Annotated in this window: 14 protein-coding genes; 10 read left to right on the top strand and 4 right to left on the bottom strand. The window is 40.2% G+C overall.

From position 1 onward, the window contains the following. Positions 1-92: 92 nt before the first annotated feature. Together A9970_RS11300 and A9970_RS11295 are read right to left on the bottom strand one after the other, a co-directional pair. Positions 93-299 (bottom strand): hypothetical protein, encoded by a 207-nt coding sequence (locus A9970_RS11300; RefSeq protein WP_182982345.1) that lies wholly within the window; start codon positions 297-299, stop codon positions 93-95. Between the two features lie 469 nt (positions 300-768). Next, positions 769-1,608, bottom strand: a complete 840-nt coding sequence (locus A9970_RS11295; protein WP_182982344.1) for an AraC family transcriptional regulator — start codon at positions 1,606-1,608, stop codon at positions 769-771. Positions 1,609-1,731: 123 nt separating this feature from the next. Between A9970_RS11295 and nhaA the strand changes: the two genes are divergently transcribed. From nhaA to A9970_RS11270, 5 genes are read left to right on the top strand one after another with little or no spacing between them, the layout of a single operon-like run. After that, positions 1,732-2,898, top strand: coding sequence for a Na+/H+ antiporter NhaA (gene nhaA, locus A9970_RS11290; RefSeq protein WP_182982343.1), 1,167 nt, complete (start codon positions 1,732-1,734; stop codon positions 2,896-2,898). A 1-nt stretch (position 2,899) separates the two neighbouring features. Further along, positions 2,900-3,697, top strand: coding sequence for a type I methionyl aminopeptidase (gene map, locus A9970_RS11285; protein ID WP_182982342.1), 798 nt, complete (start codon positions 2,900-2,902; stop codon positions 3,695-3,697). Next, positions 3,697-4,506: an inositol monophosphatase family protein gene (locus A9970_RS11280; protein WP_182982341.1), complete on the top strand. Its 810-nt coding sequence runs from the start codon at positions 3,697-3,699 to the stop codon at positions 4,504-4,506. The genes map and A9970_RS11280 overlap by 1 nt, the downstream gene beginning before the upstream one ends. Before the next feature lies 1 nt (position 4,507). After that, a complete protein-coding gene (locus A9970_RS11275; RefSeq protein ID WP_182982340.1) occupies positions 4,508-6,244 on the top strand; it encodes a phospho-sugar mutase in 1,737 nt (578 codons plus the stop codon). 22 nt (positions 6,245-6,266) lie between these two features. Continuing rightward, a complete protein-coding gene (locus A9970_RS11270) occupies positions 6,267-8,099 on the top strand; it encodes an ABC transporter ATP-binding protein (protein ID WP_182982339.1) in 1,833 nt (610 codons plus the stop codon). 599 nt (positions 8,100-8,698) lie between these two features. Here A9970_RS11270 and A9970_RS11265 read toward each other — a convergent pair. Next, the gene (locus A9970_RS11265) at positions 8,699-9,544 is read right to left on the bottom strand and encodes a universal stress protein (RefSeq protein WP_182982338.1); all 846 of its coding nucleotides are present in this window, start codon (positions 9,542-9,544) and stop codon (positions 8,699-8,701) included. Positions 9,545-9,747: 203 nt separating this feature from the next. On the opposite strand from A9970_RS11265, the gene A9970_RS11260 reads away from it, so the two are divergent. The 5 genes from A9970_RS11260 (at position 9,748) to A9970_RS11240 (ending at position 16,789) form a co-directional block, all read left to right on the top strand. After that, complete coding sequence (locus A9970_RS11260; protein WP_182982337.1) at positions 9,748-10,152, top strand: ribonuclease P protein component; 405 nt, start codon at positions 9,748-9,750, stop codon at positions 10,150-10,152. 118 nt (positions 10,153-10,270) lie between these two features. Further along, positions 10,271-13,111, top strand: coding sequence for a carbamoyl-phosphate synthase large subunit (gene carB / locus A9970_RS11255; RefSeq protein ID WP_182982336.1), 2,841 nt, complete (start codon positions 10,271-10,273; stop codon positions 13,109-13,111). A gap of 48 nt (positions 13,112-13,159) precedes the next feature. Beyond that, positions 13,160-14,242: a glutamine-hydrolyzing carbamoyl-phosphate synthase small subunit gene (gene carA, locus A9970_RS11250; protein ID WP_220801578.1), complete on the top strand. Its 1,083-nt coding sequence runs from the start codon at positions 13,160-13,162 to the stop codon at positions 14,240-14,242. A gap of 18 nt (positions 14,243-14,260) precedes the next feature. Further along, positions 14,261-15,454, top strand: coding sequence for a hypothetical protein (locus A9970_RS11245; protein WP_182982334.1), 1,194 nt, complete (start codon positions 14,261-14,263; stop codon positions 15,452-15,454). 156 nt (positions 15,455-15,610) lie between these two features. Then, positions 15,611-16,789 (top strand): hypothetical protein, encoded by a 1,179-nt coding sequence (locus A9970_RS11240; RefSeq protein WP_182982333.1) that lies wholly within the window; start codon positions 15,611-15,613, stop codon positions 16,787-16,789. Between the two features lie 43 nt (positions 16,790-16,832). Here A9970_RS11240 and A9970_RS11235 read toward each other — a convergent pair whose 3' ends face one another. After that, on the bottom strand, positions 16,833-17,051 hold the full coding sequence (locus tag A9970_RS11235; protein ID WP_028069958.1) for a hypothetical protein: 219 nt from the start codon (positions 17,049-17,051) through the stop codon (positions 16,833-16,835). Positions 17,052-17,101 lie beyond the last annotated feature (50 nt).

The raw sequence follows: 17,101 nt of genomic DNA, 5'->3' as shown, positions 1-17,101 counted from the left end.
CGTAGCTTTTGGTATATGGTTTATATTTATATGGACAACTACGAAGCCAAGAAGACGGAGACGCTGATATATTAGGTGGTGATATGGTTATACTATTTCACCATCCAATTACTTTCCGCTCTGATATTTTGTACTCCGTTATCATCCAGCCATTTTTTAAAAGCATCCTCGTCGTCAGGAGTAAATTTTACAATATCTCCGGTATGCAACATTAGGGTGAAATCTTTAACAATACATATATACTTGAAAACTTCCGAAGCAGGATATTCAAAATTCGGGAAATATGTTGCGGACGCCATATTATCAAGAGTTGATTTTAAACCATCTTGCCGACGCCGTAAAAAAGAGCGTAGGCAACAACTTACAGCACTGAGGTCTTAGGAAACCCAACAACAATAAGTGCGCCCACGCCGTAGCATGAGCGTTTTACACTTGTTGTCCTGCTGTTTTGAAAGTTCCTAAGTTTCAGTGCCGGACTCAAAGCAAAAACGCTTTAAGAATATCTTTGCACAAAGATAATAATTAACTCTGTTTTCCGCCAATTTATACGACAAGCCACCGTCTTTAGAGTAAGCTAAAGGAAGAATTTGTAGGCAGGTTAAAATTGTATTGGAATGGGGTTGCCAGTCGGCCGTTAATAAAGAATATCGCGATCCATGTCGAACACTAAATGTTAATGGCTGCACGGATTTATTGTTCACACCAATAAACCACTAAAAATAGTAATACGTTCAACGAATAAAAGTACAGGTTGACGAGTGAATAATATTATCCCCAAGAATATCTTGATGGCGCAATACCTAAATACTGTTTAAATTCCTTGAAGAAATGGTTGTAATCATAATAACCTGATCTCAACGCAATATCAAACAAATCCGAACCTTTTGGATCGTAGTGACCATACGCATAAATAAAGCGTTGGAGGGATATATATTTCTTTGGGGGTATTCCTAAGTATTTTACAAAATTACGATGCAACCACTTATGGTTGACTTTGCTGCCCAATTTCCTTAACAGGTCTGCAACAGTAGTATTCCCTCTTTGTTCATCTATGTGATCGATAGCCGCCTGTAAAAAGTATGGTAAATTGTTCTCAATATTACATGAAGAAAACACCTTATCAAGAAACTTGATTTTATCCTTGATGCTTTCCCTTTCATACATTTTATCGATAATCAAGCACCATTTCTCGTCAACAATATCCCGGAAACCGCATACAGGTGCTGACTGGAAAATCGCAGGGTCAATATTAAATATCGAATAGAAAGACGCAGGATTGAACCTTATGACCATAATATATTCAAGCCCATCAGGTATCTCCCAATGAGTATCTTGAATGATCCCACAACAAACCCATGCCGATTTTAGCTTGATGGTTTCCCCTTTCTTTTTAAGTACAACATCGTCAGAAGAACGGGGCATAAAGATCAGTGAAGGAAAACCGTCATTGAAAAGAGGCTGATTAGATTCCAGATCCTTGCAAGGAAAAAGATATGCCCCAAGAATATGCTTATTGACAAATGATTTATACAGCACTTCTTTCCCGTTCGATGATTTTGAACGAGCCGACGTATCGAGTTTAATATTTTTTAAAAATTTGATTGGCATACAATTACAAATATAAGATATAAACTCCTAATAACCTATGACTAAGGTTATAAGTGTCCATTTTTTACTTTCGCGACCACTACAATCAGAATATCTTTGTGTATAATTTTATGGTTAATAGTCATGAGAAAAATTTTCAAAAAATTCTTTGAGTCTGCATCAAGTGGTGGAATAGTATTGTTCATTTGTGTCATTGTTTCACTCGGTTTGGCAAACTCACCGTTGGGAACGACATTCCAACGGATTCTTGATTTTCCTCTTGGCTTTGAGAATGCATCAGTCCATCTGAAATATTCGACAGCCCTATGGATAAATGATGGTCTTATGGCCATATTTTTCTTATTGGTCGGTTTGGAAATCAAAAGGGAGATAATCAACGGTGGATTGTCCACACCACGCCAAGCGTCATTACCTATTTTAAGCGCGATAGGTGGCGCATTAATTCCTGCCGGAATATACCTGTTTGCGAATGGAGGTACGGAAACAGCAAGTGGTTGGGGAATCCCGATGGCAACGGATATTGCGTTTGCCCTTGCCATCCTCGCCATGTTGGGAAACAAAGTACCCCCATCGCTCAAAATATTCTTGGCTGCTTTGGCAATCGTGGACGACCTTATTGCCATTCTTGTTATCGCAATTTTCTATTCTGCGGAACTACACACCGTATATTTGGGGTATGCAGGTGGAATAATGCTACTGCTTATCATTTTCAACAAAATGGGGGTACGTTCGCTTGCATTCTATCTTATACCGGGGCTTTTTATTTGGTATTTCATTCACCATTCGGGTATCCATGCCACCATTGCGGGAGTATTGACAGCTTTGGTTATCCCAATGAGGACAAAGGGAGAAAAAGAATCTCCTTTATTGAAATTGGAACATGCGTTGGTTACCCCTGTTAACTTCCTTATTGTACCCATATTTGCACTTGCAAATACGAACATCACGTTTGAACGTGCCATGCTGGATGGCTTGGTTTCCCCGTTAGGTTTGGGAATCATAGCCGGTCTATGTCTCGGAAAACCGTTGGGTGTATTTCTTATGTCCAAATTGGCTATAAAACTCAATATCGCCCAATTGCCAGTCGGAGCAAACTGGAAACACGTCATTGGTTTGGGATCGTTGGCGGGTGTGGGTTTTACAATGGCAATCTTTATCTCCCTGTTATCCTTTACCGACAGTCTCCTGATTGCAGAAGCAAAGTTTTCCATTCTGATAGCTTCGTTACTTTCGGGAATAATCGGATATACTTTATTGAACACTTCAAATAGCTTGAAAAAAATTGACTGATATGCTGTACAAAACGGAAGAAGAAGTTGCATTGCTTAAAGAAAGTGCTATGCTTGTAAGCAAAACGCTTGCTTCAATTGCGAAGATAATCAGAGCGGGAATCTCGACTTTGGATTTAGATACACACGCCAATACATTCCTGCGCGATCATGGAGCTGTCCCATCATTTTATAAATACGGGGGCTTTCCTTTTAACGTCTGCGCATCGGTAAACGAAGCAGTAGTTCACGGCTTTCCTAACAAAACTCCCTTAAAGGAGGGTGATATTGTTTCCATTGATGTTGGTGCATATATGAACGGTTATCACGGAGACCAAGCCTATACTTTCATACTCGGTGAGGTATCAGATGAAATACTGAAACTTGTAAGGATTACAAAAGAATCCTTATCAAAAGGGATTGAACAAGCGGTACATGGGAACAGAGTTGGCGATATAAGTTATGCCATCCAATCTCATGTGACACCACATGGATACGGTATAGTAAGGGAGCTTGTCGGGCATGGTCTTGGAAAGAACCTGCATGAAGAACCCAACATCCCCAATTATGGTGCAAAGGGCAGGGGGAAAATGTTAAGGGAGAATCTTGTCATTGCGATAGAACCCATGATTAATTTGGGAACAGCCAGTATAATCACAGAGGACGATGGATGGACAATTTTGACCGCTGATGGCAAACCGTCTGTTCACTTTGAGCATGATGTATGTGTCAAAAAAGGCGAAGCATTATTGTTGACAGATTTTGGCATTATCGAACAGGAAGAAAAGGCGAACAGCAACCTTAATTCGTCATATTATTGATGTACGATACGGAACGACCGAACCCCAAGAAATTGAAAAAGGAACTCGATTTTGTTTTTCAAAAATCGATTCTTCCCCATATTGGTCTGTTCAGTGGTATGGAGGGTAACGAAAATATTGATAGTAAGAAGATAAAACAGCTTATAATAGACCTCTCCTGTTCCATAGAGAAATTGGGTGATCCTGTCATAAACCGTTATCGAAGTATTAATCAAAATGTAGCTGAATTTTGGCTGTTGGGGTTTGTGAGGGACAAGGGAGGAACAAACAGTGCAATTACCATAACAAAGTTTGAGCAAAAAAGACCAACGGTAGGTATCGTCTTGTTTCCGATAACGTCAGTTGTGTATTCAGCTATTCAATCGGAACGTGCGCACGAACTTGATTTTTGTGAATCATCTATTCGGACGAAGCGATACTTTGACAAAAAAACAGAAATTGAAAAGTACATAGATGACGATAGGTTCTTACGGATTGTAAAGGGCAATAGGCCCGTCAATATGAAAACGGAGAACTATGTAAAAAGCATCATAGATAACCACAATGGGGCAATTCGATTGGTCAACATGGAAACCCCGCTGAACCTTATCGAAATCGCCAAAAACAGGGCGGATATTTATGTGCATCTCAAACCCGTGTTGGCATGGGAGCTTGGGGCATTTGACCTTATTGTCCATTCCTGCGGTTACATGGTGACCGGACAGGACGGTATTATGCCTATCGAATACACTTCGGACAGGTTTAAGGTAGGAGGTTTTATTGCCAAAAATAATTTTGAATACGATACATTGGACTTTAAAAGATATTAGAATGGAACAGCTTGAAAATGAATTGAACCAACGGGTACAAACGTGGTTACAGGGTAATTACGATGAAGAAACAAAAAAAGAGATAAGCGATATGCTTGAAAGCGGTCGCTTTAAAGACCTTACGGATGCTTTTTACCGTGACCTTGATTTTGGAACGGGAGGTTTGCGTGGCATTGTTGGTGTAGGAACGAACAGAATGAACAAATATACTGTCGGAATAGCCACGCAGGGATTTGCCAACTACCTTACCAAGAAGTATAAAGGCCAGTCCATTAAAATAGCCATTGCATACGATAATCGGAACAGTTCAAAACATCTTTCAAGTATATGTGCAGATGTGCTTAGTGCCAACGGCATAAAGGTTTTTATCTACGAAGAATTGAGACCGACACCTATTTTATCGTTTGCCGTTCGGGAACTCGGTTGTCAAGGTGGGATTATGTTAACGGCTTCACATAACCCTAAAGAATATAATGGATATAAAGTGTATGGCAATGACGGCGGACAATTGGTATCGCCCGCAGATGTTGAAGTCATCAAGGAGGTTAGATCAATATCCGATGTTGACCAAGTAAATTTTATTTCCAACGCTGACCTAATAACATTCCTGGGCAATGAACTTGATGAAGTTTACTTTGAGAAGATTCAGCCATTATCCATTAGAACGGATTTAGGTACGGCAAAGAAAGAACTTAGCATTGTGTTTTCTCCATTACATGGTACGGGTATCACTATAGTGCCGGAAGCGTTGTTAAGATGGGGTTTTACAGATGTTCACGTTGTTCCATCTCAGGAAACACCCAACGGGAATTTCCCAACTGTTGAATACCCCAATCCCGAAGAACATGAAGCATTTGAACAATCACTGGCTTTGGCCCGTGAGGTAAAGGCCGATATTGCGATGGCAACCGACCCCGATTGTGACCGTGTCGGTGTTGCCATAAGGGATGCCAATGGAGATTATGAACTACTTAACGGAAATCAGTTGGGTAGTCTGTTGGTATATTATGTCCTGCAAGGGTTAAAAGACAGAAATGGTCTAAAAGAAAATGGTTTTGTTGTCAAGACCATTGTCACTACAGGACTTATCAAAGACATAGCCCAATATTTTGGGGTAGAATGCTTTGATGTCCTGACAGGATTCAAGTACATAGGCGAAAAAATAACCCAGCTCGAAAACCAAAAAATCTTTCTTGTAGGCGGAGAGGAAAGCTATGGCTATCTCATTGGTGATCTGGTTAGGGATAAGGATGCCATTATTTCCTGTACCATCGTTGCAGAAATGGCAGCTTGGTACAAATCACAGGATTTAACGTTGCTTGACGCGCTATCTTCATTGTACAATAAGTTTGGGTACTACAAAGAAAAGCTGATTTCTGTTACCAAGAAAGGGAAAGAGGGACTTGAAGAAATCGCCGATTTGATGAATAGCCTACGTCAATCTCCCCCTACCCATTTGGCGGGACTCCGTATAGCAACTGTCAAAGATTATGAAACTTCCGAATCTTTTGATCTGATAAATGGCGATAAAACAGCTATCGAACTTCCCAAATCAAATGTTCTTCAGTTTATAACCGAGATAGGTGATGTCGTATCAGTGAGACCGTCCGGCACTGAACCAAAAATAAAATTCTATTGTAGTGCAAAACACATCGCTACAAAAGGTGAGGAAAATGCAGACGAAATATTGGAAACGAAAATACAATCCCTTTTGGATGATATAACAGGTAAGCAGTAAAATGAGGGATAATTGTGAGATTGTGAGGATATATTTTAGACTACTTTCGTTTGCCAAACCTATAAAAAAATATGCGATTCCATATATTATCTGCACACTGATCGCTATAGTTTTTGGAACACTAAACCTCACTTTACTCGTGCCACTTCTGCAAGTATTATTCAGAGGAACAGATAACACGAAATTTACACCCGAAGAACCAATAAACCAACCCGAGGGTTACAACCTCGGTGATTGGTTTATATATGCGACCGATAAATTATATTATGACGTTGGAGCGTATGACGCATTAAAATATGTATGTATAGTTATTTTCACTTCGGTATTCATTAGCAATCTTTTCCGTTATCTGGCACAACGGGTAATGGAGAATTTGCGTATCCACACACTATTGAACCTGCGTAAAGCTGTATTCAATAATGTGATGAATCTGCACGTGGGATTTTTCACCAATAGCCGAAAGGGAGATGTGATGTCCAAAATCGCATCCGATGTACAGGTGGTGCAATTTTCCGTCACGTCTACTTTACAAGTGGCATTTAAAGAACCATTGCAGTTGATTGCGTATATTATTGTGCTTTTTGCTCTTTCTGCTAAACTTACATTGTTTTCGCTTGCGATTATCCCTGTTTCAGCTTTTTTCATATCCATGATTGTAAAAAGATTACGCCAACAGGCAAGGCAAGGTCAACAATTGTATGCCAATATGATTTCCTACTTGGACGAAGCACTGTCGGGGATTAAAATCATCAAAATTTTCAATGCAGTCCCATTCGTAAAACATCGTTTTAATAGGGAGAGCGAACGTTACTCCAAGATTATGCGGAGAATGGTGCGTAGACAACAATTGAGCTCTCCTGTATCCGAGATGCTCGGTGTAGTAATGGTGGCAATCATATTATTGTACGGTGGGAGTTTGGTATTGTCCGGCGGGGGTGAGCTTATTGCGTCCGAATTTATCGGATATATTGTGATTTTTTCACAGGTGATGCGTCCAGCAAAAGCAATAACAGAATCCTTTTCCAATATCCATCATGGAATAGCTGCTGGCGAACGCGTATTGGAACTTATCGATGAGAGCAACGCGGTTACGGATAAACCAGATGCAAAACCGATAACGGAGTTTAATCAATCGATAGTATTTAACCACGTTGACTTTGCATACGATAAAAAACAAGTACTTAATAATGTCAATTTAGAAATTCCGAAAGGAAAGACCGTGGCATTAGTCGGGCCCTCTGGTGGAGGGAAATCAACCTTGATCGATTTAATTCCCCGTTTTATGGACGTTACAGGCGGAGCGATTTTTTTTGATGGTGTGGATATTCGGAATGTTCAGCAAGAATCTTTGAGGGCAATGATAGGAACGGTAAATCAAGAAACAGTTTTGTTCAATGATACAATCTTTAACAATATCGCATTTGCTCTGCCCAATGCAACTATGGCAGAGGTGGAACATGCAGCACGTATTGCCAATGCACACAACTTTATCTTAAAAACGGAAAACGGTTACAATACGAACATTGGCGACCGTGGTGCAAAGCTGTCCGGTGGTCAACGGCAACGCATCTGTATAGCACGGGCGGTATTGCGAAATCCGCCAATTCTGTTATTGGATGAAGCTACCTCGTCTCTGGATACCGAATCGGAAAAATTGGTTCAGGAATCGTTATATTCCTTGATGAAGAACCGAACCACGCTGGTCATAGCTCACCGCCTTAGTACAATTCAGAACTCGGATAAAATAATTGTGTTGGAAGAAGGCACTATCAAAGAGGTCGGGACACATCAACAACTTATTGCTCAACGTGGACTGTACCATAGGTTGATTGAGATGCAACAATTCTCAAGCTGATCGTAATGCGTCTCTTTGGGTAATAATAGCGGATTATAATGAACGAGGACAAAAGAAAGAAAAAAACGATAAGTGACGGGATAAAAGAAAACCTTTCGCATGCCTATTCAGCAATTGAAGATTGGATGCGACCAAAAAAATCACATCCGATCATTCTGCAAATTCTATTTTTTATATTGAAATTACCCGTTCTTTTGCTTTTACTATTGCTGTCTCCTGTTTTATTGGTTGTATTATTGCTCGTTTTTCTTTTAGCTTTATGAAGAACAACCAAAGAAAATCGCACATTCTGTTTATTATTTGTCTAATCCTATTTATCGTACATCAATATCTCGAAAAAATAGCAAAGGTCAAAATAGCTGTTTTTGACAGTTATCTTGACCCACTAATTTTTATGCCAATCTTATTGCATCTAATCACCGTCGAACGCAGGATAATATGCGACAACCCAATGTATAAATTGCCCCTTAGCTATATAGTCGGATATACTTCAATCGTGTCCATATTGGCAGAAGTTATTTTCCCTGTTTTTACGCACCGTTTGATAACCGATCCAATCGACGTCTGTCTATATATTGCAGGTTCAGGTGTCTATATCCTTACTCAACTTCCCTTGAAGATAGAAATACAGGAGTTTCAGAGTTAAGGATGATCGTTCTCGCCAAGCTCTTGTGCAATAGCTTTTCAAAGAATCCCCTGCCACCTACCAATGTCAATAATACCAAGTCTGCGTTTAGCTTTTGGAGGACTTTATTTACCGTTTCGACATTTTCCTTTCCCTGTACCAACTCGGTCGAGATGTTTTCAAAACTCGCCTGTTGTCCAAGATTTGTTTTCCAATTTTCCAATTTCTGAAAGTCGTCTTGTGTTGGCGTGTCATGTTGCTTTAGGATATGGACAAGCGTACACTTGACATCCGTTTTTCCGGTGACTTTTCCAAGTTCCGTGAGCGTCTGGGTGTCATTTTGCTGATAATCGGTAAAAAAAACAACATTACGGATACTATTATTAGTGGTATGCTCTGGAACAATCAACATAGGGGCTGATAAGGTTTTCGTGACATCATACGTATTGCTACCCAAAACATCCTTTCTCGTACCCGAAGCTCCATGTGTACCCATAACCAATAATGTTCCTGCATTGTCTCGAATATACTCTTTAATTGCAGAAACCACCGACTGTTTTACGATACTATGGGTTATTTGAACCCCCATCGCCTTACCGACTGATTCCAAAAAAACAGACATGGTTTTTTCAGCCCCAAGTTTAGCACGCTTTTCATCTGTTTCATTGGCAAGTGGACTTTGGAATGCGGAAGTGAATGGCTGATAGGCATGGATAACGTGTATTTCCGATCCCAATTCTTTTGCCAAGCCAACAGCATATTTGGTTGCTACAAGTGCATTGTTTGAAAAATCAGTAGGCACTAAAATCGTCTGAACCATAATTATTTATTTAAGATTTTGATATTCTTAGGACGTTCCTTTACGCTCCTTTCAAAATTACAAATCGGCAAGTACCTATGATAGTAAATTTTGGACATACTTTCTAAATTATATCTTAGTCAAGCTAAGTTTTTTGAGTGTCCAATTTTTACTTTCCCCTTTTCTATAATCTCGATAATTTCGTTGTATAAAATGTGTTTATTATGTGCAATGGACAAGTGAAGATTAGCTATAAATTTGGAAAAGACGAGCGTTTATCCTCAAAAAAACGGATTAACCAATTGTTTACTAAAGGTAAATCGTTTATTGCTTTTCCTTTACGTGTTATATATGCCCCAAGATCGGATGAATCTATGCCCCCTGTTTCAGTACTCGTCAATGTTCCAAAACGGAAAATCAAGATTGTCCCAAAACGGAACAAGGTCAAACGGCTGATTAGAGAGGCTTATCGACTAAACAAACATAAACTTATTGAGCAGATCGGTCGCGATCAGGCATTAGATTTAGCATTCCTCTACCTGCACAACGAACCTCTTTCGTTCCGAGAAATCAACGATTCAGTCCTAAAAGCTATAGCAAAAATAAAGGTGTATCTGGGAGAAAAATAACCGATTTTTTTCTACGAAAGTCACACGTAACATTGTTATAAGTGTCCATTTTTTACTTTAAATGCATTCGTTTCCATTCTAATTTTGCTATATCATAAACTATATAGGAAACATTACAATGCCATTAGACAAGTCTATCAAAAGTGTCCTCATAATCGGATCAGGACCGATTGTCATCGGACAAGCGTGTGAGTTCGATTATTCCGGTTCACAGGCGGCCCGAAGCCTTAGAGAAGAGGGAATCAAGGTTATCCTTATCAATTCAAATCCTGCAACCATCATGACCGACGAATTGGTTGCGGACAAAGTGTACTTATTACCGCTGACCGTAGAAAGTATTGAACAGATTCTGGGCGAGAATGAGATAGATGCCGTACTCCCTACAATGGGAGGGCAGACGGCATTGAATCTCTGTAAGGAAGCACAGGATTTAGGTGTGTGGGAAGACCACAAAGTACGGCTTATCGGTGTAGACATCAAAGCAATTGACAAAGCGGAAGACAGGGATTTGTTCCGGGAGTGGATGTTGGAATTGGGTGTGCCGATTGCTCCGGCTAAGGTAGCCAATTCATTATTGGAGGGCAAGGAGTTTGCACAGGAGATCGGTATTCCATTGGTCATAAAACCCTCTTTCACGCTCGGTGGTTCGGGACAGGGATTTGTAAAGACAGCGGATGATTTGGACAAGGCTTTGGAGAACGGATTGAAAGCATCGCCTATCCACGAAGTATTGGTTGAAAAAGCGGTATTGGGTTGGAAAGAATTTGAACTGGAACTTTTGCGGGATTCGGCTGACAACGTGGTCATCATCTGTACGGTGGAGAATTTCGATCCTATGGGTGTCCATACAGGTGATAGTATTACCGTTGCGCCAGCTATGACCCTAAGCGATACCGCTATGCAACTCATGCGGAATACCGCTATCCGTATGATGCGGGATCTTGGTAATTTTTCAGGAGGCTGTAATGTTCAGTTTGCCCTAAATCCCGAAACCGAAGAAATAATCGCTATCGAAATCAATCCACGGGTTAGCCGTTCGTCGGCTCTTGCTTCCAAAGCGACCGGATACCCGATAGCAAAAATAGCCGCTAAACTTGCCATTGGTTATACATTGGACGAACTGAAAAATCAGATAACCCAAACCACCTCTGCGTTTTTTGAACCTGCACTTGATTATGTTATTGTCAAGATGCCAAGATGGAACTTTGACAAATTCAAGGGCGCTGACGATACATTAGGATTACAGATGAAGTCTGTCGGGGAAGTGATGTCGATTGGGAGAACGTTTCCCGAAGCGATACAAAAAGCCTGTCAGAGTCTTGAAAACAACGCAATCGGTCTTGAATCCATTTCACGCAGCCAGATGCGACCGGAAGAAATGTTAGAATACCTAAAACGACCTACGTGGGATAGGATATTCCGTATCAAGGAGGCCCTTAAAATGGGGATTTCCATTAAATCACTTCGGGAGCTTACACAGATAGACCGTTGGTTTTTATACCAGATACAGGAAATAGTCAATCTCGAAAACAAGATCGTATCATATAAGCATTTGGAGAGCCTAACGGATGATGTCCTATGGGAAGCTAAAAAAATGGGTTTTTCTGATGAACAGATTTCCGAATTGCTGAAAGACTGTACCGCAGAGGAAGTATATGAAAAGCGAAAAGCATTGGGTATTACACGTGTCTATAAAATGGTGGATACATGCAGTGCCGAGTTTGAAGCCAAGACACCTTATTACTATAGTACGTTTGAGGAAGATGCGGAGGGAGATTTAATGCACAACGAATCCCAAGTCTCTGACAGAAAGAAAATGCTTGTAATAGGTTCGGGACCGAACAGAATTGGTCAGGGAATAGAATTTGACTATTGCTGTACACATGGGCTTATAGCCATCAAGGAATCAGGCTACGAAGCCATTATGATTAACTGTAACCCCGAAACCGTTTCTACAGATTTCGACATTGCCGACAAACTCTATTTTGAGCCTGTCTATTGGGAACATTTATGGGAAATAATCGAGCTTGAAAAACCAGAGGGCGTAATCGTACAGCTTGGTGGACAGACAGCCTTAAAATTAGCTGAACGCCTGCATAAACAAGGTATTAAGATTATCGGAACATCCTTTGATGATATGGATATTGCCGAAGACAGGGGGAGATTTTCTGACCTGCTCAAAGAATTGCAGATTCCCTATCCGAAATATGGAACAGCCTATTCAACCGATGAAGCAATGGACGTTGCCAAAGAGGTCGGTTATCCGGTTTTAGTACGGCCGTCCTATGTTCTTGGAGGTCAGCGTATGCGGATCGTTATCAATGACGACGAATTGGAAAAGAGTGTAATCAGCCTGCTTAAACATCTTCCGGGCAATAAAATACTCATAGACCATTTCCTTGAACGTTGTCAAGAAGCGGAGATAGATGCAATTTGTGACGGTACTGATGTTCATATCATGGGTATCATGGAACACGTGGAGCCTGCCGGAATACACAGTGGCGATTCCCATTCGGTGCTGCCAGTATTCAATTTAGGCCCGTTGGAAGTAGAGGAAATGAAAGAGATTACCAAGAAGATAGCATTACGGTTAAATATCACAGGCTTAATCAATATTCAGTTTGCCATCAAGGACGGCAGGGTTTATGTTATCGAAGCCAATCCGAGAGCGAGCCGTACAACACCATTTATAGCTAAGGCGTATGGCGTTCCGTATCTGAACATAGCTACAAAGATCATGTTGGGGAGTAAAACCCTAAAGGACTTTGACATCAAAAAGAACCTTGCGGGATTTGCTATAAAAGAGCCCGTATTTTCTTTTCAGAAGTTTCCTAACGTCAATAAGGAATTAGGCCCCGAAATGAAAAGCACAGGAGAAGCGATCCGCTTTATCAAGGATTTGAAAGACCCGTGGTTTAGGCAGTTGTACAAAGAACGGAATATGCACCTAAGCAAATAGTGGTAATAAAAAAAGAGATATTAAATGCAGACAGCAAATAAAAATACTATGGCATACTTGTACCTTGAAGACGGTACATTGCTTAAAGGAAAGGCTTTTGGTAAAATAGGTACTTCGGGCGGAGAGCTCTGTTTTAACACAGGCATGACAGGTTATCAAGAGGTCTTTACCGATCCCTCATATTCCGGTCAGGTTTTGATAATGAATACGGCCTACGTTGGCAACTATGGCATAAATGAAAACGATATAGAATCTGCGGGGATTAAGATTAAGGCACTTATCTGTAAAAATCTGACAGAGCGCTATTCCCGTTTTACTGCCACCCAATCGCTCGGAGACTACTTGATAGAGAATGGAATTGTCGCCATTCAGGATATTGATACGAGGGCGCTTGTCAACCATATCCGAAGCAAGGGGGCGATGAATTGCGTGGTCAGTTCGGAGTTGACCACTAAGGAAGAATTGCAACAGGCTCTTGACGCCATTCCGAAAATGGGGGGGTTGGAGTTGGGATCTATTGTCTCGACAAAGGAGCCTTATACTTTTGGTGAAGAAAATGCACCTTATAAACTTGCATTGCTTGATTTTGGTGTCAAGCGGAGCATGTTGCATAATATGGCAGAGAGAGGATTGTTTATTAAGGTTTTCCCTGCAAAAAGTACCATTGAGCAAATAACTGAATTTAACCCCGATGCTTATTTCATATCAAACGGGCCGGGTGATCCCGCTGCGATGGATTATGCAGTCGAAACGGTAAAGAGTATTTTGCAAACAGAAAAACCATTATTCGGTATCTGTCTTGGTCACCAACTGTTAGCCCGTGCCGCAGGTATTGGCACTTTTAAGATGCACCACGGACATAGAGGATTGAACCACCCTGTACTGAATCTTAGGACAGGCAAGAGCGAAATCACTACCCAAAATCATGGATTCGGTATCAAACCGGAAGACGTGGAAAAAGCCAAAGGCTCGGTTGAAATAACTCATGTAAATCTCAATGACGGTTCTATCGAGGGCATCAGATTAAAGAATAAGCCAGCTTTCTCGGTACAATATCATCCCGAAAGTACGCCCGGTTCTCATGATGCAAGATATTTATTTGATGAATTTTTGGAACTGATAAGAAAGTAAGCGTTGTGCGGGTTTATTATGGAACATGGAAAGTATCCTTTAGAATGGTTAGACTTGATGGTTATGGTTACATTAAATCCATCTAAAACGGACGTTTCTGCGATTCCCCAAGAACTGGCAGAACAAATCGAAAGACGTTTGAGTGAAGAAAACTTGCGTTTGCAATCACTTATAAAAAGTCAAGTTTTCTCCATCAACAAGGAAAACGAAATAGACCTACTTATAAAGCAGTACCATGCTTCATTGATAGCATTGCTTGACCAAATAATTAAGAACCAAAAATTCACAGACCCAAATATCAAAGCGGTACACAGGTTAAACAAAGCACTGCTAACTAATCTTGACGAACTGCTGTCTTTTTTAGAAACACGTTTTTCCAAATATATTAGTCTTGATGAGAGGGTGCCAGTCACCTATTTTGACGTGACCAAACATGAACTTAAGATTAAGGCCGACCGATTACAGAAGTGTGTATCAGATGATCCGGTTGTGAAATTGTTGGTTAAAAAGTTGACACATTTTGTGACGACGCCCTCACATCCTTATGAATTGACTTTTAGGGTTGTCCTGTATTTAAGGGAGCTTACAAATGGATTAGAACAAATCGACTGGACACAAAATGACCGTGATGACTTTTCCCCATTGGAACAGTTGCTTATATACTTGAATTTCAACAGTAAGAAATTTATGAATTTGCTTACTGATCGGCTCGCGAACGAAGTTAATCGTTATGGACAGCCCGTAGAAAAAATGGATAAATTATTATATTACTATAAAGCATATAACCAATTGCATCGTAAGCCCGATATGAAACTTAATCCTAAATATCGGGACTTAGATGCTGTTATAGGCAATTGGTTTTCGCAAGAAATTGTTTACTTAGAAAAGAAATTGAGATTAGTCGTATTACCATTACAAGGGATCGTAGGAACGAACAATAGTAATGAACAAATACCAAAACAAAAAGTCCTTTGTGTTCTTTCGACCGATCAAATGGCATTGATACTTCGAGCGACAGACGATCTAAGAATTATTCAAGCCAAATCGCTAAATGAGGTTTTTAAAACTATAGCCCCTTATCTATCTACCCCATACAAAGAAGATATTTCTCATGGAGCGATGCGGAGCAAAGCCTATAGTCCAGAGGAAAGAGATAGGCAGATTGCCATCGAAACATTGGAGCGGATCATAGAGAAAATCAAAGAATATTAGCCTAAAAATATTCTACACTCCATCTTAATTTCGCCTTAATAACCACGGGCACAAAAGGGAACACCAAAAGTTGTACTTGTAACCACTTTTGGTTCGCCCTATTTTGGATTTTATTAAAAAACCTTAGTTGTATGTCAGATTATAAGTTTTGTGGTTATGGAAGGAGTTACAATGAATTGGCTGTACACATTGGAAGACAGTTTGCATCCCAGTAAACTAAATGCCTACGAAGAACACGATATTCTTTATCGATTAATGGCCGATTTAGAGAAAGAGATTAAGCAGTTTCGGCCCTATTTTATTGAACAGCTTGGCAATTCAGAGAAAGTTGCGAGAATTTACCTTATTCAAATAATAGAGGTGAGCAATAAAATTTATGCCTATCTAACTAAACTGTCAACATTATGGACTACAGGCCGTTTTCCAAACTACATACGGAATATTTATCAACACGTTCTTTCTTTATTGGGGTCACTTATGGAAATGTGTGGAGGCTTTGACAGAGAAATCCAATTAGGACTTCCTATAACAAACTATTCATTATCCAACATAAGGATCATGTTAAACCAAAAGTTTGAGGTCGTCCGTAAAAAAATCGAAAACGCCAATATAGATAAACAATTAAGTGAGCTCTTATTATCCGGCTTGCAATCTCATATCCGAAAAAAGCAAATAAAGAAATCCGATCTGGATTATGCCTGTCTAATATTGGACAGACTTGAAGATTCGGAAAGCTATTCAACGATGGAGATAGAAAACCTCTTATACCAATATGATTTTAATACACCTGCTTTTTTCAACTACTGCATTATTAATTGTAATCGAGTGCTCGTGGACACGCCAAGTCTGCACGGGCAAATGGAAATACTGATCGGATTTGAGGATCGAATAAACGGATTGCCCCCACGAACAGCTTTGAGATGGATGACGGAAGACGAGTCCATTAGGGAACAATTGAGGGTATTCCTAAAAGAGAAGAAAGCATATCTTCAACAACGGATGGAGTTGCGCCGATCTGAAATTGAAGATCATAAACTCACCGAGGAAAACGAACGTATGGAAGTAAACGTACCTGTTACTCAATTAGGAGTATTCGTGAGGTTGTTTATGGAGAGAGGGATTTTGCCTAAAGAAAATGTCGGACGCACGTTTGCGTACTATGCTCGACACTATCGTACACCTAAGACACCCTTTATTTCGGCTGAAAGCCTGCAAAAGAAATCTACCAATATCGAATACTCAACAGCAAATAAAGTTAAGGGGCATTTGATTGGGATGGTCAATTGGCTGAATGAGCATCATAATACCCAACGTGATAAAGAATCTAATCCATGAAGATACCTTTTTCTTTTTTAGCACCTACCAGATAGCGTAAAATTCAAAGCTGTCTCCGTTCAAATTCTTCGAGAAGTCCTCGTTTATCCAGCATCGCCAACAGATCGGCATACCATAGATAAGTGAAATCTTTTTTCTTTCGCAGATCGGGTAGCTTAATATCCATAATATCGCCCAGCGTTTCCAACCCCATACGTTTCGCACGCTGTATAAATTCAACATCACTCTGGATTTGGGTTAGGAATATGTCTGTTGATGTCATTTGTCAAATTAGATTACGTGGTGTAAATTAAAAATAAATATCCTATCATC

The sequence above is a fragment of the Sphingobacterium sp. UME9 genome, assembly GCF_014170215.1.
GTDB lineage: Bacteria > Bacteroidota > Bacteroidia > Sphingobacteriales > Sphingobacteriaceae > Sphingobacterium > Sphingobacterium paramultivorum.
Note: the sequence above shows the minus strand (reverse complement) of the source record. Positions and strands in the feature narration are given on the sequence as shown.